Genomic DNA, 17,605 nt, shown 5'->3' on the forward strand with positions numbered 1-17,605 from the left:
CATTGTGGCCGGGCGGGCCGGACGGATCAGCCTCGGAACGTGCGGTCCAGCAGATCGAACAACGCGGCCCAGTGCCGCTCGGTGGCCCGCTCGTCGTACATCGGGGTGTCCGCCTGCGTGTAGCCGTGGTGGGCGCCCGGGTAGACCTCGGAACGGTAGGTGACGCCGGCCGCGTCCAGGGTCTTCTCCAGGACGGCGATCTGCTCGGCGGTCATCGAGGCGTCCTGGTCGGCGTGGCCGAAGTAGAGTTCGCCGGTCACCGCCCCGACGCCGAGGTGCGGGCTGTCCGGCGCGTCGGTGACCACCCGGCCGGCGTGGAAGGCCGCGACCGCGGCGATCCGGTGCGGGTGGGCCTCGATCGCCCGCAGCGCGTTCGTGCCGCCCATGCAGTAGCCGGTGATCGCGGCCGGGCCGGGCGCGACGTCCGGTTGGGCGGCGAGGAAGTCGAGGTAGGCGGCCGTGTCGCGGGCCACCGCGTCCGGCGTCAGCGCGGCCATCATCGGCCCGAATCGTTCGAACAGCTCGGCGCGCCGGCTGTCGTCGGCCAGCGCGGACATGTCGACCGGCCGGGTGCGACCGGAGCGGTGGAACAGGTTGGGCACCAGCACGACGTGACCGCGGGCGGCGATCGTCTCGGCCATCTCGACCAGCCGGGGCCGCAGCCCGAACGCGTCCATGAACAGCAGGACGCCCGGGAACGGTCCGCCGGAGTCCGGCCGGGCCAGCACGGCGTCCGCCGTCCCGTCGCCGGTGGGCACGTCCACGTTCGCCGACTGCACTGTCCCGACCTCCTCGCTGTGGTCTTTCCGCAGCGCACGCTACTCCCGGCGGTGCCGCGCGGCACCTCGGGGCCGCCGGCGGGAGAGCCACCACCCGGCCGGCGCGGTCGGTGGACAGTTTGCGCCGGCCGAGCGCGGGAATCCCGCTGTCCCGGCAGAGGGAGGCGGCGAGATGGACCAGGACCAGTTCATCGGCGCGGTGGCCATGCGCTGCGGCGCGTCCGCGGAGCAGGCCACCGCGCTCACCCGGGCCACGTTGACCACGCTGGCCGAGCGGATCGACGGCGGGGAGGCCCGCGACCTGGCCGACCGGCTCCCGGAGGCGCTGCGGGCGTACGCGTTCGGCCCGGCGGAGGCCGCCGAGCGGTTCGGGCTCGACGAGTTCGTGACGCGCGTCGGCGGACGCGCGGACGTCGACGCCGCGGCGGCCCGCGACGGGGTGACCGCGGTCTTCGACGTGCTGCGCGACGCCGTCGACCCGGCCGCCTACGCGCAGGCCGTCACCCAGCTCCCGGCCGAGTACGGCGACGTGGTCGACCGGAGCGCGCCGGTCGCCCGGCGCCCGGCGTGAGGGTGGTGCGATGAGCGACGACGCGCTGCGCCGCCCGCCGGAGGCCGACGCGCAGGAGCAGCGGCAGGACGAGACGGTCGTCGGCCCGGCCGACCGGGTGACGGACGCCGTGCCGGAGGCGACCGACGCCGACCTGGCCGAGCAGGGTGTGCTGCGCCCACCGAGCGACCGCGCCGGCCTGGGCGAGTCGGTCCGCGACGACCTCGCCCCGGCCGACGCGGTGGAGCAGAACCAGGAGATCCCGCGGCCCGACGAGGAACGCTGGGTGTGACCGGTCAGTGGTCCGGGCTGTCCGCCGGGGCCATCAGCCGCAGCGCGTTCGGGTCCAGGCCGATGCGCACCGGCGTCCGCCCGTAGGGCTCGCCGTCGACCTCGATGCTCGCCGGCCGGTCGGTCTCCAGCCAGAGCTGACGGACGGCCAGGAACGGCTCGTCGCGCAGCGTGCGGCGGCGGCCGGCCACGGCGTTGCGCGCCGTCTCGCGCAGCAGCCCGCGCCGGCTCGCCCCACCCACCGGGTACGCGACCAGCAGCCGGTCGTCGGCGTCGGCGTCGGCGGTGATCGGCCGGCCGGCGTGGAACCCGCCGTTGGCCACGTACACCTGGTGCGTGGTGAACGTGTGCTCCTGTCCCTCGGCCCGGACGGTCACCCGCAGCGGCCGGTGCCGGGTCAGCAGGCCGAACGCGGTCAGCGGGTAGGCCAGCCGGCCCACGGCGCGTTTCAGCCGGGGCGGCGCGGCCCGCATGATGTCGGCGGACAGGCCGATCCCGACGTGGTTGGTGAACCGGGTGCCACCGATCAGCCCGAGGTCGACGTCGATCACCTTGCCGTCGGTGAGCACCGCGATCGCCGCGTCGAGGTCGAGCGGGACGCCGACGGTGCGGGCGAAGTTGTTGGTGGTGCCCAGCGGCAGCAGGCCCAGGGCGACGTCGCGGTGGGCGAGCAGCCGCGCCGCCGCGCCGATGGTGCCGTCGCCGCCGCCGGTGACCAGCAGGTCCGGGCCGAGGTCGGCCGCCTCTGCCAGCGCCCGGTCCAGCTCACCCGGCCGGTCCACCGCAAACGTGCCGAGCAGCGTGAACCCGGCCGCGCGCAGGCGCGAGTGGACGGTGTCGTGGAGCCGGCGGCCCCGGCGGGAGTGCGCGTTGACCACCAGCGCCGCCCGCCGTCGTCCCCGGATCGCCGCCGACAGCTCCTGCTTGGTCCGCACGGTTGCGACCCTATCCGCTGCAAGGAAGGGCCCCCTGTTATCGCTTTTTGTTGTACAGGGGGGCCCGCTTAACATGTTCGCGCTCAGCCGGCGGGCCAGACCAGGTCGACGCGTTCCAGGTCGACCGGGTAGCCGGCCCGGGCGAACGTGGCGGCCATCGGGTGGTTGCTCTGGTCGGTGGCCGCCACGATCCGGTCGGCACCCGTCTCGACCAGCCGGTGGGTCGCCTCCACCAGCAGGTCGTACGCGTAGCCGCGGCCGCGTTGCCCGGGCAGCACGGCGACGAGGGCCACGACCGGGTCGGTGTGGTTGCGGGCCGGCACGGTGAGACCGGCGAGGTCGCCGTGCGCGGTGTACGCCAGCAGCCACCAGTCGCGTGGGCTCGGCAGCCAGGTGAGGAGGTCGAAGTCCTCCTTCGCGGCGGCCTCGACGCCGGAACCGGCCACCGTCCGCCGGGCGTGCGCGTCCAGGGTGCCCTCGGTGATCCGGCGCAGCACGTCGAGGATCACCCCGTCGTCGGGCTCCGGCCGGAACTCCAGGCGACCCGGACGGTCGGGCAGCCCGCACTCCGGTGTCCAGCGGTACCGGTACCGCTCGACCAGCACCGACATGCCGGCCGCGACGGCCGCGTTGATCCGGGCCTGGCCCGCCGCCCGCAGGGCCGGCTCGGCCCGCCAGCCGGGCGGTACCCGCAGCTCGTGTTCGGTCCGGAACGGCGCGGTGCGCAGCAGTTCGACAGCGGCGTCCCGGTCGGTGAAGTCGAAGTGGTCCAGCGCCAGCGGCTGGTCGTCGTCGGGGCCGCCCCACCAGGCCGCCCGGGCCACGACCGTGCCGTCGCGCAGCGCGACCCAGGTCCATTCGGGGCGGTAGTCGGCGATGCGGTACGGGTCGCCGAAGGCGGCCCGGCCCACCAGTGCGGGATCGGGCAGCGAATAGTAGAGCTCCTCCTCGCCCGCGTGCAGCGGGCGGATGACCAGATCGGTCATGGGGTCCTTCCGGAGGCGATGGTGCTCCCGTTCAGGACCGCGGCGTCCTCGCTGCGGGGTGGGAGCACAGGACTGTGGTGGTCATGGCTCTCACCTCCGTACGTTGATCGAGGACGCCGGCGGAGCGTATCAAACGATCTGGTCGAGGTGCGTGGCGAGCAGCTCGCGCATCCGGTTCGGGGGCAGCCGGTCGGGGTGCAGCAGCGCGTGCAGGGTGAGGCCGTCGAGCAGGGCGTGCAGGCGGGCGACCGCCGCCTCGTCGGGCGACCGTTCGCCGGTGAGCTGGGCGACGGCGATCTCGGCGGCGCGGCGTACGCCGTCGTCGGCCTCGGTCATCCGCTTCCGGGCCGCCGGGTCGGCCCGGGCCCGGGCGGCGAGCAGCAGCCACACCTCGGCCTCGCGGACGCGCTGCCGGTCCAGCGGCAGCAGTTCCTCCAGCATCCCCTGGACGACGTCGCGGACGGTGCCGGTCCGGCGCTCGGCGGTGAACCGCTCGGTCGCCTTCGCCATCACGTGCTCCATGGCGAAGACCAGCAGCTCGGTCTGGGTGGCGAAGTAGTGGCGCAGGGCGCTGGGCGACCAGCCGGCCTCGGCGGCGATGCTGCGGACGGTGGCCGCGCCGACGCCGTCGCGGTAGACGACCCGCCACATCGCCTCGGCCAGCTCCGCGCGGCGGGCGTCATGGTCGACGATCTTGGGCACGGGCCTCTCCGACGGCTGATGGGCGGCGGTTGCTAGAATCTTTGTCGCACAGCGTACTAAAACGGGGAGGTCGCATGCTCGTCGGAGTCATCGTCGCGTGCGAGGTGGCCTTCTGGCTGTTCCTGGCCGCCGGGCTGGTCGCCCGGTATCCGCTGCGCCGGCCCCGCCTCGGCGCCGCCCTGCTGCTCGCCGTGCCGGCCGTCGACCTCGTCCTGCTGGCCGCCACCGTCGTCGACCTGCGCGGCGGCGGCACCGCCACGTTCGCCCACGGCCTCGCCGCGGCGTACCTCGGCTTCTCGGTCGCGTTCGGGCACAGCATGGTCCGCTGGGCCGACGAGCGGTTCGCGCACCGCTTCGCCGGCGGCCCGCCGCCGCGCCGCGCGCCCCGTTACGGCTGGGCCCGGGCCCGGCACGAGTGGCGGGAGTGGGGCAAGGGCATGATCGGCTGGGCGGTCGCCTGTGCCGTGCTGCTCGGCGGCATCGCCCTGGTCGGCGACGCCGAGCGGACCGGCGAGCTGTGGGCGTGGGCCGGCCGGCTCACCCTGGCCATGGCGGCCTGGCTGGTGTTCTGGCCGGTGGCCTACACCGTCTTCCCGAAGCGCGCGCCGCGCGGCACCTGAGGCTCACCCGCCCGGCGCGGCCCACCGAGCCGGTCCAGACCGACGGCGGCCAGCAGCAGTCCGACCAGCACCACCAGCGCCAGGACCGGAGGCAGCACCACGCCGAGCGGCGCCGAGCAGCAACGTCAGCCAGCCGACGACGCTGATCAGCGCGAAGAACCGGATCCGCGCGCGTAGCGCCGCGTCGTCGGCCGCCGCCCAGTGGAACAGCGCCAGGTGCACCGCCCGCAGCAGCGCGTAGGCGAGCACGACGAGCAGCGGCCCGTCCAGGCCCGGACCCGACGTCCAGGCCCCCCGGCGTGACCAGCGCGGCCAGGAACAGCGCCGCCATCGCGACCAGGAACCCGCCGCGCACCACACCGACGTCGGCCCGCGTCTGGTTGCCCAACCAGGTGTACGACGACCAGGCGAGCCAGAGCAGAGCAGCAGCAGGCCCTGCGTCATCCCGACCGGGGTCGGGTGCGGCCCGGCCAGCGCCATGATCCGGGTGAGCGCGAAGACGAAGACCAGATCGAAGAAGATCTCGAACGGCGTGACCCGGCGGTCCTCCGCCGCCGGCCCGGGCGGGCGGGGCCACGCCGGATGCCGGCGCACCCCGTCGCGGCCCACGCCCCGCCCCCTACCGTCGCCGCACCGCCCCCGCCGACGGTAGGCCGCCCCGGCCGGGCGGTCGGGCTGTTCCGCCGATCACGCCGCCCGAGGCTCGCCGGCTGCCGAGCCGGGCCGGTCGAGCGCGCCGGCCGCCGGTCGGGCGCGCCGGGCCGGTCGGGCGCGGTCAGGGCCGGCCGGGCGCGGTCAGGGCCGGCCGGGCGGCTCCCGTTGCCCGGGGCGGGGCACCGCTCAGCCGGTGTGCTCGTCGGGCCAGGCGGCCCGGACCAACGCCGGCAGCACCTCGCCCGCCGGCCCGCGCAGGTTGACCGCGCAGACCGCGTCCAGCGGTGTCGCCACCGGGTTCACCTGCACCACGGGCACGCCGAGGCGGGCCGCCACCAGCGGGATCTCGGCGGCCGGGTGGACCAGCGCGGAGGTGCCGACGGTGAGCAGCAGGTCGCAGCGGGACGCCGCCTCGACCGCAGCACCCAGCGCCGCTTCCGGCAGAGCTTCGCCGAACCACACCACGCCCGGCCGGACCGGCGCGGCGCAGCGCGCGCAGGCCGGCGGGTCGAGCGGGCCGGCCGGTGGCTCCGCCGCGTCACCGGGCACCGGCGCGGGGTGGGCGCAGGCCGAGCAGCGGGGCGCGAACAGGCTGCCGTGCAGGCGCACGGGATCGGGGACGCCACCCCGCTCGTGCAGGTCGTCGACGTTCTGCGTGATCACGACGGTGGCCGGCAGCCGGGCCCGGATCGCGGCCACCGCGCGGTGCCCCGGGTTCGGCTCGGCCCGGCGCACCCCGTGCCGCCGGCCCTCGTACCAGCCCCAGACCAGCGCGGGGTCGGCGTGGAACGCGGCCGGGGTGGCCAACCGGCTCGGGTCGTACCGTTGCCAGAGGCCGGTCTGGGCGTCCCGGAACGTCGGCACGCCGCTCTCGGCCGACGTGCCGGCGCCGGTGAACACCACCGGCCGGCTCGCGGCGGTGAGCAGTCGGCCCGCCTCCGGCAGGTCGCCGGCGGCGGTCACCCGTCCACCGTCAGGCGGACGTCCACCCGGTCGCCCAGATCGATGCCCTCCGCCCGGCGCGCCGAGACCCGCAGCGGGACCACGTAGCGCCCGTCCTTCGGCCACAGCGACGTCCGCCAGCGAGTGTCGCCGATCCGGACGCCCACCGGGACCATGCCCCAGCCGTAGGTGACCGAGGCCGCCGCGGCCTCCAGCGCCGCGCACTGCTCGTCGGGCACGGTGACGAAGTGGTAGGGCGCGGGCCCACGCCAGAACCACACCTCGCCGCTGAACGCCAGCTCCATCGGCTCAGGATAGGCGCGCCGGCCGACGCTCCCGGAGCAGCCGCAGGCCCGCCCACGACACCCAGCCGAACAGCGGCGCGACCGCGACCCGTTCCATGCCACCCACGCCGATGCCCACGTCCACCCGGGCCAGGAAGAACGCGGTGCCCACCAGCCCGGCCGCACCGAGGAGCAGTCCGGCACGACACCGGTCGTCCAGCGCAGCCGGACGGACGGCCCGTGCCCCGGCGAGCAGACCCTCGTTGCCCAGCACGAAGATCAGCACCGCGCCCAGCACGTGCCGGTTCTCGTCCACGTCCGCCGGCCAGACGCCGGCCAGCACGTACCCGCCGGCCGCGGCGAGCGTGCCCGCCCGGGCCACGGCCGCCGCCCGACCCCGACCGAACGCGCTCCGACCGGCCAGGACGCCGGCGGCGAGCAGCACCCCCACGGCGACGAAGGCGGCGTTCATCGCCGGGTGCCACGGCGAGCACACGAGCCGCGGCCGGGTGGTGTCCCACACGCCGCACCCGACGTTGCCCAGGTCGCTGAGGTTGTGCTCGGTCCAGTCGAATCGGGGCTGCCGCCAGGCCAGCCCGACCACGACGTTGGCGGTCAGGAACAGCGCGGTGGCGAGCAGCCAGCAGGTCGCGGCGAGCCGGTCACGAGTCATCCGTCGAGTCGACCGCGTCACACCGGCCGCGCGCACGGGGTGTGGCGGGCCGGCCCGGGGTGGGGCCAGACCCACCCCGGGACCGGGGCCTGGACGGCTGGGCCGGCCGCGCGCCCGCTGGCTAGCGTCGGGCCATGACTCAGCCGTCGCACCTGGCCGGGGCGTTGCGCCGCCGCCACTACCCGTTGTCCGCCTGGCCCTGGCGGGCCCTGGCGTACGCCGCGACCACCCTGCCGGTCGCCGGTGTCCTGGCGGTCGCGTGGTCGGTGGTCGTCGCGCCGCTGCTGCTGGTGGTGAGCGCGCTGCGGCGGGACCGGCCGGTCGACGTGCCGGCGCTGGCCGTGCTCGCCGCGCTGGCGCTGGCCGCGCTGGCGGTCGCGCCGCTGGCCGTCGCGCCGGTGGCGGCGGTCGAGCGGTGGCGGCTCGGCCTGGTCGACTCCCGGCCGCTGCCCGGCCCGCTCCGGCGCGGCCCGATCGGCCGCTTCACCGCCGCCGCCTGGCGGGAGGTCGCGTACTGCGCCTGGCTGGCCACCGTGGTGCCGCTGGCCTACGGGACGTTCGGCCTGCTGGTGCTGCTCGACGTCGCGCTGGTCGCCGGTCCGTGGCTGACCGGCGGCGGGGAGCGGATCGTGCTGGTCTGGGACACGGTGGACTCCCCCGCCGGGGCGGTCCCGTACGCCGTCGCCGGTGTGCTCGCCGCGCCTCTGCTGGCCTACCTGGCCGGTCCGCTGGTGGCCGGCCAGGCGGCGGTGGCCCGGTGGCTGCTCGACGGCGCGCCCGACGCCGCCGCGCTGCGCGAGGTGACCCGGTCCCGGGCCCGCCTGATGGGCGCCTACGAGGCGGAACGCCGCCGCATCGAGCGGGACGTGCACGACGGCGCGCAGCCGCGTCTGACCAGCCTCACCCTCCAGCTCGGGCTGGCCCGTCTCGACGTGCCGGACGACTCCCCGGCCGCCCCACCGCTCGACGCGGCGCACGAGCAGGCCAAGGAGCTGATGGTGACGCTGCGCGGCATCGTCCAGGGCATCCGCCCTCGGCAGCTCACCGAACTGGGGCTGGCCGGCGCGGTCGGTGACCTGGCCGCCCGGTCGGTGGTCCCGGTCACCGTGCGGGCGGACCTGTCCCGCCCCGCGCCGGAGCTGGTCGAAACCACCGCCTGGTACGTGGTTTCCGAGGCGTTGGGAAACGTGGCCCGGCACGCCGGCGCGACCCGGGCCCAGGTGCGGTTGGCCCACACCGGCCGCCGGCTGGTGGTGGAGGTCGAGGACGACGGCCGGGGCGGCGCCGACCCGGACCGGGGCACCGGCCTGACCGGGCTCGCCGACCGGGTGGCCGCGGTGGACGGCAGGTTGCTGCTGGCCAGCCCGCCCGGCGGGCCTACCATCCTGCGGGTGGAGCTGCCGTGCCGTCCGTGACCCGGGTCGTCCTCGCCGAGGACGAGGTCCTCCTCCGCGAGGGCCTGGTGGGCCTGCTGACCCGTTTCGGCTTCGCGGTGGCCGCCGCCGTCGGCTCCGCCCCGGCGCTGGTGGATGCGGTCCGTACCCACCGGCCGGACCTCGTGGTGACCGACATCCGGATGCCGCCGGAACACCGCGACGACGGCCTGCGCGCGGCGGTGACGCTGCGCGCGGAGAGCCCGGACCTCGCCGTGGTGGTGCTGAGCCAGCACGTGCAGAGCGGGTACGCGGCGGCGCTGCTGGACAGCGGCGACGGCCGGCGGGTCGGCTACCTGCTCAAGGACCGGGTGGCCGACGTAGCCGAGTTCGCCGACACGCTGCGCCGGGTGGCCGCCGGCGGCACGGCCGTCGACCCGGACGTGGTGCGGCACCTGCTGCGCCGCCCGCGCGACCCGCTCGACACGCTCTCCCGGCGCGAGCGGGAGGTGCTGGGACTGGTCGCCGAGGGCCACTCCAACGGCGCGATCGCGGCCCGGCTGCACGTCACCGAGGCCGCGGTCGGCAAGCACGTCGGCAACATCCTGGCCAAGCTGGACCTGCCGCCGGACGACGACACCAACCGCCGGGTGCTGGCCGTGCTCGCCTACCTGCGCGCCGGTGGCTGAGCCGGCACGCGATCGTGGTGCTGACATCGCGGCCCCCGGGCGTGAGGATGGGCTCATGAGCGCATCACGGGACGCCGTCGACCCGGTGACCGGGTCCGGCCCGGATCACCGCTACCTGCTCGACAACGCGCGCACGGAGGCGGGCGAACGGTTCACCTGGCTCGCCGAGCTGTTCGACGACGTCACGCGGGGGCACGCCGGACGGCTCGGGCTGCGGGCGGGGTGGCGGTGCTGGGACGTGGGCGCCGGCGGTCCCGGCGTTCCCGAGGCGCTCGCCGCGGCCGTCGGCCCGACCGGTCACGTGCTCGCCACGGACATCGACCCGGCCTGGTTGGACCCGCGCGGTGGCTACGAGGTGCGCCGGCACGACGTCGTGGCGGACCCGCCGCCGCAGCCCGGCACGTTCGATCTGGTGCACGCGCGGCTCGTGCTCGTGCACCTGCCGGACCGGGCCCGGGCGCTGGCCACGATGGTCGCCGCGCTGCGGCCCGGCGGGTGGCTGCTGGTGGAGGACGCCGACCCCGAGTTGCAGCCGCTGGCCTGCCTGGACGAGGCCGGCCCGGCGCAGCGACGGGCCAACCGGCTGCGGCGCGCCGTCCGGGAATTGATGACCCGCCGGGGCGCCGACATGCGCTTCGGCCGGACGCTGCCGGGGGCGTTGCGGGCGGCGGGTCTGGTGGACGTCGCGGCGGCCGGCTGCTTCCCGGTCGGCGGGGTGGCCTGCGACCGGCTGGAGGCCGCGACGGTGCGCATGGTCCGCGCCGAGTTGCTCGCCGCCGGGCTGGCCGACGACGTCGAGATCGACGCGCACCTGACCGCCGTCGACGCCGGCCAGCTCGACCTCACCCTCGCGCCGCTGATCTCGGCGTGGGGACGCCGTCCGGGCTGACCGGACACCGCCCCGTCTCGCCGGGCCGGACCTCGCGACCGGCCCGGACCGAGCGACCGGCCGGACCGCGCGATCAGCCCGGACCGCGCGGCGGGTGTGCTCAGAGGCTCATCGGCGCCGGGTCGGCGGCCAGCGCCCGGAACCGTTCGCGCGGCTCGGGCACCAGCCGCCGGGTCGCCAGGTCCAGCAGGCCGCCGACGCCGGTCACGGACGCGACCGGGGTCCCGTCCGGGCGGGTGAACTCCTGCCCGATCCGGAACGTCCTGCCCTCGCCCCAGCGGAACTCGCAGGTGACGTCGACCTCGTCGCCGCCGCGCAGCTCCCGCAGGTAGCGCACCGTCGCCTCTAGGGCGACCGGCCCGACGCCCGCGGCGAGCAACCGGTCCTGAGCGATGCCGGCGGCGCGCAGGCACTCCCAGCGGGCGTGCTCGGCGTACTGAAGGTAGACCGCCTGGTTGAGGTGCCCCTGCGTGTCGAGTTCGTAGCCGCGCACGGTGACGCGCACCCGGAATGGATCTGCCATGCCGGCAGACTAGCCAGCCTCCTCCGGCGCACGGGTCTCGACCAGCGCGCCGTCGGCCAGCCGCAGCCACCGGTCCACGCCGATCGCGGCCAGGAAGCGCGGGTCGTGGCTGACCACGAGCAACGCTCCCCGGTACGCGCCGAGCGCGCTCTCCAGTTGCGCGACGCTGTCCAGGTCGAGGTTGTTGGTGGGCTCGTCGAGCAGCAGCAGTTGCGGCGCGGGCGAGGCGTTGAGCACGCAGGCGAGGGTGGCCCGCAGCAGTTCGCCGCCGGAGAGCACCCGCACCGGCAGGTGCACCCGGTCACCGCGGAACAGGAACCGGGCCAGCAGGTTCATCCGCTCGGCGTCGGCGAGCCCGGGCGCGAACGCGGCCAGGTTCTCGGCGACGGTACGCGCCGGGTCGAGCAGGTCCAGGCGCTGTGACAGGTACGCCACCCGGCCCTCGACCCGGGTGGCGGTGCCGGCGGCCGGCGGCTGGTCGCCGCTGACCAGGCGCAGCAGCGTGGACTTGCCGGCGCCGTTGCCGCCGGTGAGCGCGATCCGTTCCGGCCCCCGGATGCTCAGGTCGAGTCCCTCGCCGGCGAACACCGGGCGGCCGTCGTACGCGGCGCGCAGCCGCTCGCCGTGAAACACGGTCCGGCCGGCGGGCACGGTGGTGTCGGGCAGGTCGATGACGATCCGGTCGTCCTGGCGGGCGGCCCGACTGGCCTGATCCAGCCGGGCCTGCGCGTCGCCGACGCGGGCGGTGTGCGTCTCGGCGGCGCGACCGGCGGAAACCTGGGCGTCCCGCTTCAGGCCACCGGCGACGATCCGGGCCAGCCCGGCGTCGGGCAGGTTGCGCGCGGCGGTGGAGGCACGGCGGGCGGCACGTTCGCGGGCCTGCTGAAGCTCGCGCCGCTGCCGCCGCAGATCCTGTTCGGCGCTGCGGACCTGCCGTTCGGCGACCTCGCGCTCAGCACGGACGGCCTGCTCGTAGGCGGTGTGGTTGCCGCCGTACCAGCGGATCTCGGCGGGTTCGAGCGACGCGATGCGATCCATCTCGTCGAGCAGCGCCCGGTCGTGGCTGACCACCAGCAGGCAGCCGGTCCACCCGCGCAGCACCGCGGTGAGCCGCTCCCGGGCGGCCTCGTCGAGGTTGTTCGTCGGCTCGTCGAGCAACAGCACGTCCGGGCGTCGCAGCAGTTGCCCGGCCAGGCCCAGCGAGATCACCTGGCCGCCGCTGAGCGTGCCGAGCCGGCGGTCCAGCGCCAGCCCGCCCAGCCCCAGCCGGTCCAGCTCGGCGTGGGTGCGCTCCTCCACGTCCCAGTCGTCGCCGACGGCGGTGAAGTGCTCCTCGCGGGCGTCGCCGGCCTCGATGGCGTGCAGCGCGGCGACGGCCCGGTCGACGCCGAGGACCTGCGCGACGCTCTGGTCGACGGCGAACGGCAGATGCTGGGGCAGGTAACCGAGGACACCGTGCACGGTGACCGTGCCGGCGGTGGGGCGCAGCTCGCCGGCGATCAGCCGCAGCAGGGTGGTCTTGCCGGAGCCGTTGGGCGCCACCAGGCCGGTCCGGCCGCCGGTTAGGGAGAAGGACAACTCGGTGAAGACCGGCGTGTCGTCCGGCCAGGAGAAGGTGAGAGCGGAACTGACGACGAAGGCGTCGGACATGATCGACCTCGGAAGGAAGCGCCGGGCGCGAGGTGGCGCTCGGCGGGGCGGGCGGACGACGAAGGGGGCCGCGGCGACGGCGCGTGTCGCGCGTCGGCGGCCGTCCGGGCTCTCACCCGGAGATGTCGTCGTCACCTGCCATGATCACTCCGATGCTCGGGGACCGTTACACCCTAGCTCACGCAGGTAGACCGACGTGCGGGTCGGCGCGGAGGCGCCCAACGGTCGGTCAGGCCGGCCAGGCGTGGCCGATCCCGTCGAGCAGCAGGAGCACCCCGTCGGTGGCCGCCTCCCGCTCGCGGGAGATCTCCCGGTATTCCGGCGAGGCCGACCAGCGCTCGAAGTCCTCCCGGCTGTCGAAGGACAACAGCACCACCTTGTCGTGCGGCCACTCGCCGGACACCACCCGCGGGGCGGTGTCCGCGACGAGCAGCCGGCCGCCGTGCCGGGCCAGCACCGGCAGGAAGGCGGCCACGTAGCGGTCGTAGCGCGCCCGGTCGTGAACGGTGAGCTGCGCGAGGGCATAGACGGTCACCGCGCCAGGTTAACCGCTACCCATGATCTTCAGCACCGCCGACGGGACCGTACTGCGGGAGGCCCGGGGTGGGACCGCCGGTCACGGGATGCTCAGGCCGTACGCGGCGAGGATCTCCAGGATCGGTTGGTAGTAACTGACGCCACCGCTCGTGCAGTTGCCGCTGCCGCCGGAGAGGATGCCGAGGACGGTGCCGGTCGCGGCCACGTAGAGCGGGCCGCCGCTGTCCCCCGGCTCGGCGCAGATGTTGGTGCGGATAAGCCCGGTGACGCTGCCCTCGGCGTAGTTGACGGTCTGGTTCAGCCCGGTGACCGTGCCGCACCGCACGCCGGTGGTGGCACCGCTGCGGCAGACGGCCTGCCCGACGTACGCGTTGCCGGCACCGTAGATCGTCACCTGGCCCGGGTAGGTGTGGACCGCGCTGGGATGGGCGATCGTGCCGGTGTAGCGGACCACCCCGTAGTCGTTGCCGGGGAAGCTGCTGCCGGCGCGGGAGCCGAGCACCGTGGTGCGGGCGCTGTCGGCGTACCAGGTGGCGCCGAGGTTGGTGCAGTGTCCGGCGGTGACGAAGTACCAGGTGCTGCCGCGGCGGGCGTTCGCGCCGAGCGAGCAGCGCCCACCGCCGCCGTAGACCGCCTGCCCTCCGGCGATGAGCGTGCGCAGCCGGCCGGGCTCGTGCCGCAGCACCGCGCCGGAGCGGGTGGCGGTCCGGCGCAGCGCGGCCAGTTCGGCCCCGCGTACCGTGTCGTCGACGGTGACGGTCAGGCGGCCGGTGGCCGGGTCGTGGCCCCAGGCGGTGCCGGCGGTGCGCACCCCGGCGAGCGTCGCGGGTGCGGGTGGCGGGGCCGCGCCGGCCCGGGCCGCGGCCGGGGTGACGGCGAGCAGCGCGGCGAGCGTGAGGAAGACGAGCGACGGTCGGCGCATCCGGAAGACCTCCTGCATCGTCGATAATCGATGTAATAGCAGCATCGCCCCGCAGCCGCCCCGGTTCAAGCGCCGCCCATCGTCCGGTGGCGGACAGCGGGTCGGGCCGATCGACCCCGGACGCCGAAACTTTCGGACCCACGCACCGACTCGGGCACGGCGTGCCGACCACTCCCGGCCGGCACGTTCGCCGGCGGCGACGGCTGGCGCACCGGTGCCGAATCGCGCCATCGACAGCGTTAATTTTTCGGAACGGTTCCGGTAGGCTGCTGGCAGATATTCACTTCGATCATTCCACGGTGACCGGGGGATCCGCTCCCCCACCCGCGCGGCCTCCGGGCGGCCGCGCCCGAGCCGACACCGTGGCGGGCGGTGACCGAGGTGGACCATCCCGTTGACCAGGCTAGGAAAGGCTTTCAGATGGACAAGGTGTTCGCCCGCACCAGAGACGGCGCGGCAGCCCGGCCGCGCAGGCGCGCCGCGGTGGTGTCGATGCTGGCCGGAGCCGCGGCGGTCGCGGCGACGGTCGCGGTCGCGACCAGCGCCAGCGCCGGCACGACGCTCGGCGCGTCGGCGGCGGAACAGGGCCGCTACTTCGGCACCGCGGTGGCCGCAAACAAGCTGTCGGACGGCACGTACGTCGGCATCCTGAACCGCGAGTTCAACATGGTCACGCCCGAGAACGAGATGAAGTGGGACGCCACCGAGCCGTCCCAGAACCAGTTCAACTACAGCAGTTCCGACCGGATCGTCGCGCACGCCCAGGCCAACGGCATGCGGGTTCGCGGGCACGCGCTGGCCTGGCACTCGCAGCAGCCCGGCTGGGCGCAGAACCTGTCCGGCACCGCGCTGCGCAACGCCATGGTCAACCACATCACCCAGGTCGCCACCCACTTCAAGGGCAAGATCTACTCCTGGGACGTGGTCAACGAGGCGTACGCCGACAGCGGCGGCGGCCGGCGCGACTCGAACCTCCAGCGCACCGGCAACGACTGGATCGAGGTCGCCTTCCGCACCGCCCGGGCCGCCGACCCGGGCGCCAAGCTCTGCTACAACGACTACAACACCGACAACTGGACCTGGGCCAAGACGCAGGGCGTCTACAACATGGTCAAGGACTTCAAGGCCCGGGGCGTGCCGATCGACTGCGTCGGCTTCCAGTCGCACTTCAACAGCGGCTCGCCGTACCCGAACAACTACCGCACCACGCTGCAGAACTTCGCCGCCCTCGGGGTCGACGTGCAGATCACCGAGTTGGACATCGAGGGTTCCGGCAGCGCGCAGGCCACCACCTACGGCAACGTGGTCGCCGACTGCCTGGCCGTGGCGAGGTGCAACGGCATCACCGTCTGGGGCATCCGGGACAGCGATTCCTGGCGGGCCAGCGGCACGCCGCTGCTCTTCGACGGCAACGGCAACAAGAAGGCGGCGTACACCTCGACGCTCAACGCGCTGAACGCCGGTGGCACCCCGCCGCCGACCACCGCGCCCCCGACGACCACTCCGCCGACCACCACTCCGCCGACCACCACGCCGCCCACCACGACCCCGCCGACGACTCCGCCGCCGACCGGCGCCTGCACCGCGTCGCTCACCACCAACCAGTGGCCGGGCGGCTTCGTCACCAACGTGCGGGTCACCGCCGGCGGCAGCGCGCTCAACGGATGGTCGGTGTCGCTGACCATCCCCTCCGGCTCGTCGGTCACCAACACGTGGAGCGCCCAGGCCAGCGGCTCCAGCGGTCTGGTGACGTTCCGCAACGTCGACTACAACCGCCAGGTGGGGGCCGGCGGCAGCACCGAGTTCGGCTTCCAGGGAACGGGCACCGCCCCCTCCGGCACGGTGAGCTGCACGGCCGGCTGACCCTCTCCGTCCCCCTACCTCTCCCCTAATTCACGGAAAGAGTGGCTATCCGGTGCTGGATAGCCACTCTTTCCGTGAACGCGGCGGGGGCTGGGTGGGGGTGGGGGCGGGGGCGGGGGCGGGGGTGGCACGGTGGTCAGTCCTCCACCTCGGGGCCGAGCAACCGGATCTCCTCGATGTCCGTGGCCGCCTGGAGTTCGCGCAGCACCGCGTCGTCGATCTGGTTGGTGTTGCGCAGCCGGGTGACCGCCTGCCGCTTGCGGTCCAGCATCGCCAGCTGCAACCGGCGGGTCAGCTCCCGCTCCCGGTCGGCCTCCTCGCCGGGCGGGTTGCGGACCTTTGCCAGGTGTTCCTGGTAGCCGGCCCGAAGCCGGTCCACGGTGTCCGGCGCGACGCCCAGGTCGGCGGCGACCGACGGCAACGCCGCCAGCGCCGCCTCGGTGGCCCGGATCCGCGCCCGACGCACCTCGTCGTCGCGCTCCCGGTCGCCGGTCAGGCCGGCCCAGCCGACCACGGCGGGCAGGGTGGTGCCCTGCACCACCATGATCAACACGATCACCACCACGGTGACGAAGATGATCAGATCGCGCTCGTGCACCCGCGTGCCGTCGTGCGCGGTGACCGGCACGGCAAGCGCCGCGGCGAGCGAGACCGCGCCCCGGAAACCGGCCCAGCCCGCGGCGGTACGCATCCGGGCGTCGAAGTGGGTCGACCGTCGCGGCTCCCGCCGGTCGACGTGCTGCAACGCGGACACCGCCAGGTGCACCCAACTCAGCCGGGTGACGACCACGACCAGCGCGACAAGCACCGCGATGCCGAACGAGGCGGCCGGGGAGTGGCTGGTGATGCTCCGCAGCGAGCCGGGGACCTGCATGCCCAGCAGCACGAACAGGCTACCGTTGATCATGAAGGTGGACAGGTCCCAGAACGCGTAGGCGGTGACCCGGGAGCGGGCCCGGATCACCCGGGGGCCGGCGTACGACAGCAGCAGGCCGGACACGACGACCGCGAGCACCCCGCTGGCGTGCGCCGCGTCGGCGAGCAGGAACGCGACGAACGGGGTCAGGATGCTCACCGCTCCCTCGCGCAACGCGTCGTCGACGTGCTTGCGAATCAGCACCACCAGCCCGCCGACCAGCAGCCCGGCGGCCACCCCGCCCAGCGACTTGCCGACGAACTGGCCGGTGAGCGAGAACGCGCCGGGCACCCTCCCGCCCGCGATCACGCCAGCCGCCACCGCGAACAACACCAGCGCCGTGCCGTCGTTGACCAGGCTCTCGGCGCGCAGCGTGGTGAGGATGCCCCGCGGCATCCGCTTGGCCAGGCCGGCGACGGCGGCGGCGTCGGTGGGAGCCAGGACCGCGCCGAGCACCCAGGCGGCGGCCGGCTCCACGCCGAGGGCCTGGGCGACGTACGCGACGGCGACCATCGTGATGATCACCAGCGCGACGGCCAGCAGCGCGATCACCGCAAGGTTGGCGCGCAGTTCGCGGAGGCTGATCGCCAGGCTCTCCCGGTAGAGGATCGCCGGGAGGAACAGCAGCAGCACCACCTCGGGTTCGAGGACCACGCTGGTGAACGGCGGCAGCAGGCCGAGCAGCGCGCCCATCGAGATGAGCAGCACGGGCGGCGCGACGCTGTACCGGCCCCCGATGGTGGTGCCGATGAGCACGGTCGCGCCGAGCGCCGTGATCAGCACGAGTGCGCTCACGCCGTACCCCCGTCACCGTCCGCCGGGTCCAC

General features: G+C 75.0%; 20 protein-coding genes. 7 read left to right on the top strand and 13 right to left on the bottom strand.

What is annotated here, in order from left to right; translation table 11 throughout:
- Positions 1–26: 26 nt before the first annotated feature.
- The gene (locus AB0H28_RS24565) at positions 27–779 is read right to left on the bottom strand and encodes a dienelactone hydrolase family protein (RefSeq protein WP_358044524.1); all 753 of its coding nucleotides are present in this window, start codon (positions 777–779) and stop codon (positions 27–29) included.
- Between the two features lie 172 nt (positions 780–951).
- On the opposite strand from AB0H28_RS24565, the gene AB0H28_RS24570 reads away from it, so the two are divergent.
- Together AB0H28_RS24570 and AB0H28_RS24575 are read left to right on the top strand one after the other, a co-directional pair.
- Positions 952–1,350, top strand: a complete 399-nt coding sequence (locus tag AB0H28_RS24570) for a DUF2267 domain-containing protein (protein WP_358044526.1) — start codon at positions 952–954, stop codon at positions 1,348–1,350.
- Positions 1,351–1,360: 10 nt separating this feature from the next.
- Positions 1,361–1,621 (top strand): hypothetical protein, encoded by a 261-nt coding sequence (locus tag AB0H28_RS24575; protein WP_358044529.1) that lies wholly within the window; start codon positions 1,361–1,363, stop codon positions 1,619–1,621.
- Positions 1,622–1,625: 4 nt separating this feature from the next.
- On the opposite strand, the gene AB0H28_RS24580 is transcribed toward AB0H28_RS24575, so the two are convergent.
- From AB0H28_RS24580 to AB0H28_RS24590, 3 genes are all read right to left on the bottom strand, one after another.
- Positions 1,626–2,555 carry a YegS/Rv2252/BmrU family lipid kinase gene (locus AB0H28_RS24580; RefSeq protein WP_358044532.1) on the bottom strand — a complete coding sequence of 310 codons (930 nt, stop codon included), beginning with the start codon at positions 2,553–2,555 and terminating at the stop codon, positions 1,626–1,628.
- An 83-nt stretch (positions 2,556–2,638) separates the two neighbouring features.
- Positions 2,639–3,541 (bottom strand): GNAT family N-acetyltransferase, encoded by a 903-nt coding sequence (locus AB0H28_RS24585; RefSeq protein ID WP_358044535.1) that lies wholly within the window; start codon positions 3,539–3,541, stop codon positions 2,639–2,641.
- Between the two features lie 129 nt (positions 3,542–3,670).
- On the bottom strand, positions 3,671–4,243 hold the full coding sequence (locus AB0H28_RS24590) for a TetR/AcrR family transcriptional regulator (RefSeq protein WP_358044538.1): 573 nt from the start codon (positions 4,241–4,243) through the stop codon (positions 3,671–3,673).
- 74 nt (positions 4,244–4,317) lie between these two features.
- On the opposite strand from AB0H28_RS24590, the gene AB0H28_RS24595 reads away from it, so the two are divergent.
- Complete coding sequence (locus AB0H28_RS24595; RefSeq protein WP_358044541.1) at positions 4,318–4,863, top strand: hypothetical protein; 546 nt, start codon at positions 4,318–4,320, stop codon at positions 4,861–4,863.
- A 3-nt stretch (positions 4,864–4,866) separates the two neighbouring features.
- Here AB0H28_RS24595 and AB0H28_RS24600 read toward each other — a convergent pair whose 3' ends face one another.
- From AB0H28_RS24600 to AB0H28_RS24615, 4 genes are all read right to left on the bottom strand, one after another.
- Positions 4,867–5,472, bottom strand: coding sequence for a low temperature requirement protein A (locus AB0H28_RS24600; RefSeq protein WP_358044544.1), 606 nt, complete (start codon positions 5,470–5,472; stop codon positions 4,867–4,869).
- Between the two features lie 231 nt (positions 5,473–5,703).
- Positions 5,704–6,480 carry an NAD-dependent protein deacylase gene (locus AB0H28_RS24605; RefSeq protein ID WP_358044547.1) on the bottom strand — a complete coding sequence of 259 codons (777 nt, stop codon included), beginning with the start codon at positions 6,478–6,480 and terminating at the stop codon, positions 5,704–5,706.
- On the bottom strand, positions 6,477–6,764 hold the full coding sequence (locus AB0H28_RS24610) for a DUF1905 domain-containing protein (protein ID WP_358044549.1): 288 nt from the start codon (positions 6,762–6,764) through the stop codon (positions 6,477–6,479). The genes AB0H28_RS24605 and AB0H28_RS24610 overlap by 4 nt, the downstream gene beginning before the upstream one ends.
- Positions 6,765–6,768: 4 nt before the next feature.
- Positions 6,769–7,416 carry a DUF998 domain-containing protein gene (locus tag AB0H28_RS24615; RefSeq protein ID WP_358044552.1) on the bottom strand — a complete coding sequence of 216 codons (648 nt, stop codon included), beginning with the start codon at positions 7,414–7,416 and terminating at the stop codon, positions 6,769–6,771.
- Between the two features lie 134 nt (positions 7,417–7,550).
- On the opposite strand from AB0H28_RS24615, the gene AB0H28_RS24620 reads away from it, so the two are divergent.
- The 3 genes from AB0H28_RS24620 to AB0H28_RS24630 are packed head-to-tail and all read left to right on the top strand — an operon-like array spanning position 7,551 to position 10,367.
- Positions 7,551–8,831 carry a histidine kinase gene (locus AB0H28_RS24620; RefSeq protein ID WP_358044555.1) on the top strand — a complete coding sequence of 427 codons (1,281 nt, stop codon included), beginning with the start codon at positions 7,551–7,553 and terminating at the stop codon, positions 8,829–8,831.
- The gene (locus AB0H28_RS24625; protein WP_358044558.1) at positions 8,819–9,478 is read left to right on the top strand and encodes a response regulator transcription factor; all 660 of its coding nucleotides are present in this window, start codon (positions 8,819–8,821) and stop codon (positions 9,476–9,478) included. Before AB0H28_RS24620 ends, AB0H28_RS24625 begins: the two co-directional genes overlap by 13 nt.
- Positions 9,479–9,533: 55 nt before the next feature.
- Positions 9,534–10,367, top strand: coding sequence for a methyltransferase (locus tag AB0H28_RS24630; RefSeq protein ID WP_358044561.1), 834 nt, complete (start codon positions 9,534–9,536; stop codon positions 10,365–10,367).
- Positions 10,368–10,467: 100 nt separating this feature from the next.
- Here the strand turns inward: AB0H28_RS24630 and AB0H28_RS24635 are convergent, their stop codons facing one another.
- The 4 genes from AB0H28_RS24635 to AB0H28_RS24650 form a co-directional block, all read right to left on the bottom strand.
- Complete coding sequence (locus AB0H28_RS24635; RefSeq protein ID WP_358044564.1) at positions 10,468–10,890, bottom strand: thioesterase family protein; 423 nt, start codon at positions 10,888–10,890, stop codon at positions 10,468–10,470.
- A 9-nt stretch (positions 10,891–10,899) separates the two neighbouring features.
- Positions 10,900–12,540 (bottom strand): ABC-F family ATP-binding cassette domain-containing protein, encoded by a 1,641-nt coding sequence (locus AB0H28_RS24640; RefSeq protein WP_358044567.1) that lies wholly within the window; start codon positions 12,538–12,540, stop codon positions 10,900–10,902.
- A 229-nt stretch (positions 12,541–12,769) separates the two neighbouring features.
- Entirely contained in the window at positions 12,770–13,075 is a 306-nt protein-coding gene (locus tag AB0H28_RS24645) for a DUF1330 domain-containing protein (RefSeq protein WP_358044571.1), read from the bottom strand.
- A gap of 81 nt (positions 13,076–13,156) precedes the next feature.
- Positions 13,157–13,999 carry a S1 family peptidase gene (locus tag AB0H28_RS24650; RefSeq protein WP_358044701.1) on the bottom strand — a complete coding sequence of 281 codons (843 nt, stop codon included), beginning with the start codon at positions 13,997–13,999 and terminating at the stop codon, positions 13,157–13,159.
- 420 nt (positions 14,000–14,419) lie between these two features.
- On the opposite strand from AB0H28_RS24650, the gene AB0H28_RS24655 reads away from it, so the two are divergent.
- Complete coding sequence (locus tag AB0H28_RS24655) at positions 14,420–15,862, top strand: endo-1,4-beta-xylanase (protein ID WP_358044574.1); 1,443 nt, start codon at positions 14,420–14,422, stop codon at positions 15,860–15,862.
- Between the two features lie 136 nt (positions 15,863–15,998).
- Here AB0H28_RS24655 and AB0H28_RS24660 read toward each other — a convergent pair whose 3' ends face one another.
- A complete protein-coding gene (locus AB0H28_RS24660) occupies positions 15,999–17,573 on the bottom strand; it encodes a Na+/H+ antiporter (protein ID WP_358044577.1) in 1,575 nt (524 codons plus the stop codon).
- Between the last annotated feature and the right edge of the window lie 32 nt (positions 17,574–17,605).

Origin of the sequence: Micromonospora sp. NPDC050980, assembly GCF_040653835.1 — a bacterium.
GTDB lineage: Bacteria > Actinomycetota > Actinomycetes > Mycobacteriales > Micromonosporaceae > Micromonospora.

Bases quoted from the DNA above. Each gene is read 5' to 3' on its own strand.
- AB0H28_RS24570 (WP_358044526.1), top strand. From the start codon at position 952: ATGGACCAGGACCAGTTCATCGGCGCGGTGGCCATGCGCTGCGGCGCG.
- AB0H28_RS24575 (WP_358044529.1), top strand. From the start codon at position 1,361: ATGAGCGACGACGCGCTGCGCCGCCCGCCGGAGGCCGACGCGCAGGAG.
- AB0H28_RS24650 (WP_358044701.1), bottom strand. From the start codon at position 13,999: ATGCGCCGACCGTCGCTCGTCTTCCTCACGCTCGCCGCGCTGCTCGCC.
- AB0H28_RS24615 (WP_358044552.1), bottom strand. From the start codon at position 7,416: ATGACTCGTGACCGGCTCGCCGCGACCTGCTGGCTGCTCGCCACCGCG.
- AB0H28_RS24630 (WP_358044561.1), top strand. From the start codon at position 9,534: ATGAGCGCATCACGGGACGCCGTCGACCCGGTGACCGGGTCCGGCCCG.
- AB0H28_RS24610 (WP_358044549.1), bottom strand. From the start codon at position 6,764: ATGGAGCTGGCGTTCAGCGGCGAGGTGTGGTTCTGGCGTGGGCCCGCG.
- AB0H28_RS24585 (WP_358044535.1), bottom strand. From the start codon at position 3,541: ATGACCGATCTGGTCATCCGCCCGCTGCACGCGGGCGAGGAGGAGCTC.
- AB0H28_RS24655 (WP_358044574.1), top strand. From the start codon at position 14,420: ATGGACAAGGTGTTCGCCCGCACCAGAGACGGCGCGGCAGCCCGGCCG.
- AB0H28_RS24640 (WP_358044567.1), bottom strand. From the start codon at position 12,540: ATGTCCGACGCCTTCGTCGTCAGTTCCGCTCTCACCTTCTCCTGGCCG.
- AB0H28_RS24595 (WP_358044541.1), top strand. From the start codon at position 4,318: ATGCTCGTCGGAGTCATCGTCGCGTGCGAGGTGGCCTTCTGGCTGTTC.
- AB0H28_RS24620 (WP_358044555.1), top strand. From the start codon at position 7,551: ATGACTCAGCCGTCGCACCTGGCCGGGGCGTTGCGCCGCCGCCACTAC.
- AB0H28_RS24635 (WP_358044564.1), bottom strand. From the start codon at position 10,890: ATGGCAGATCCATTCCGGGTGCGCGTCACCGTGCGCGGCTACGAACTC.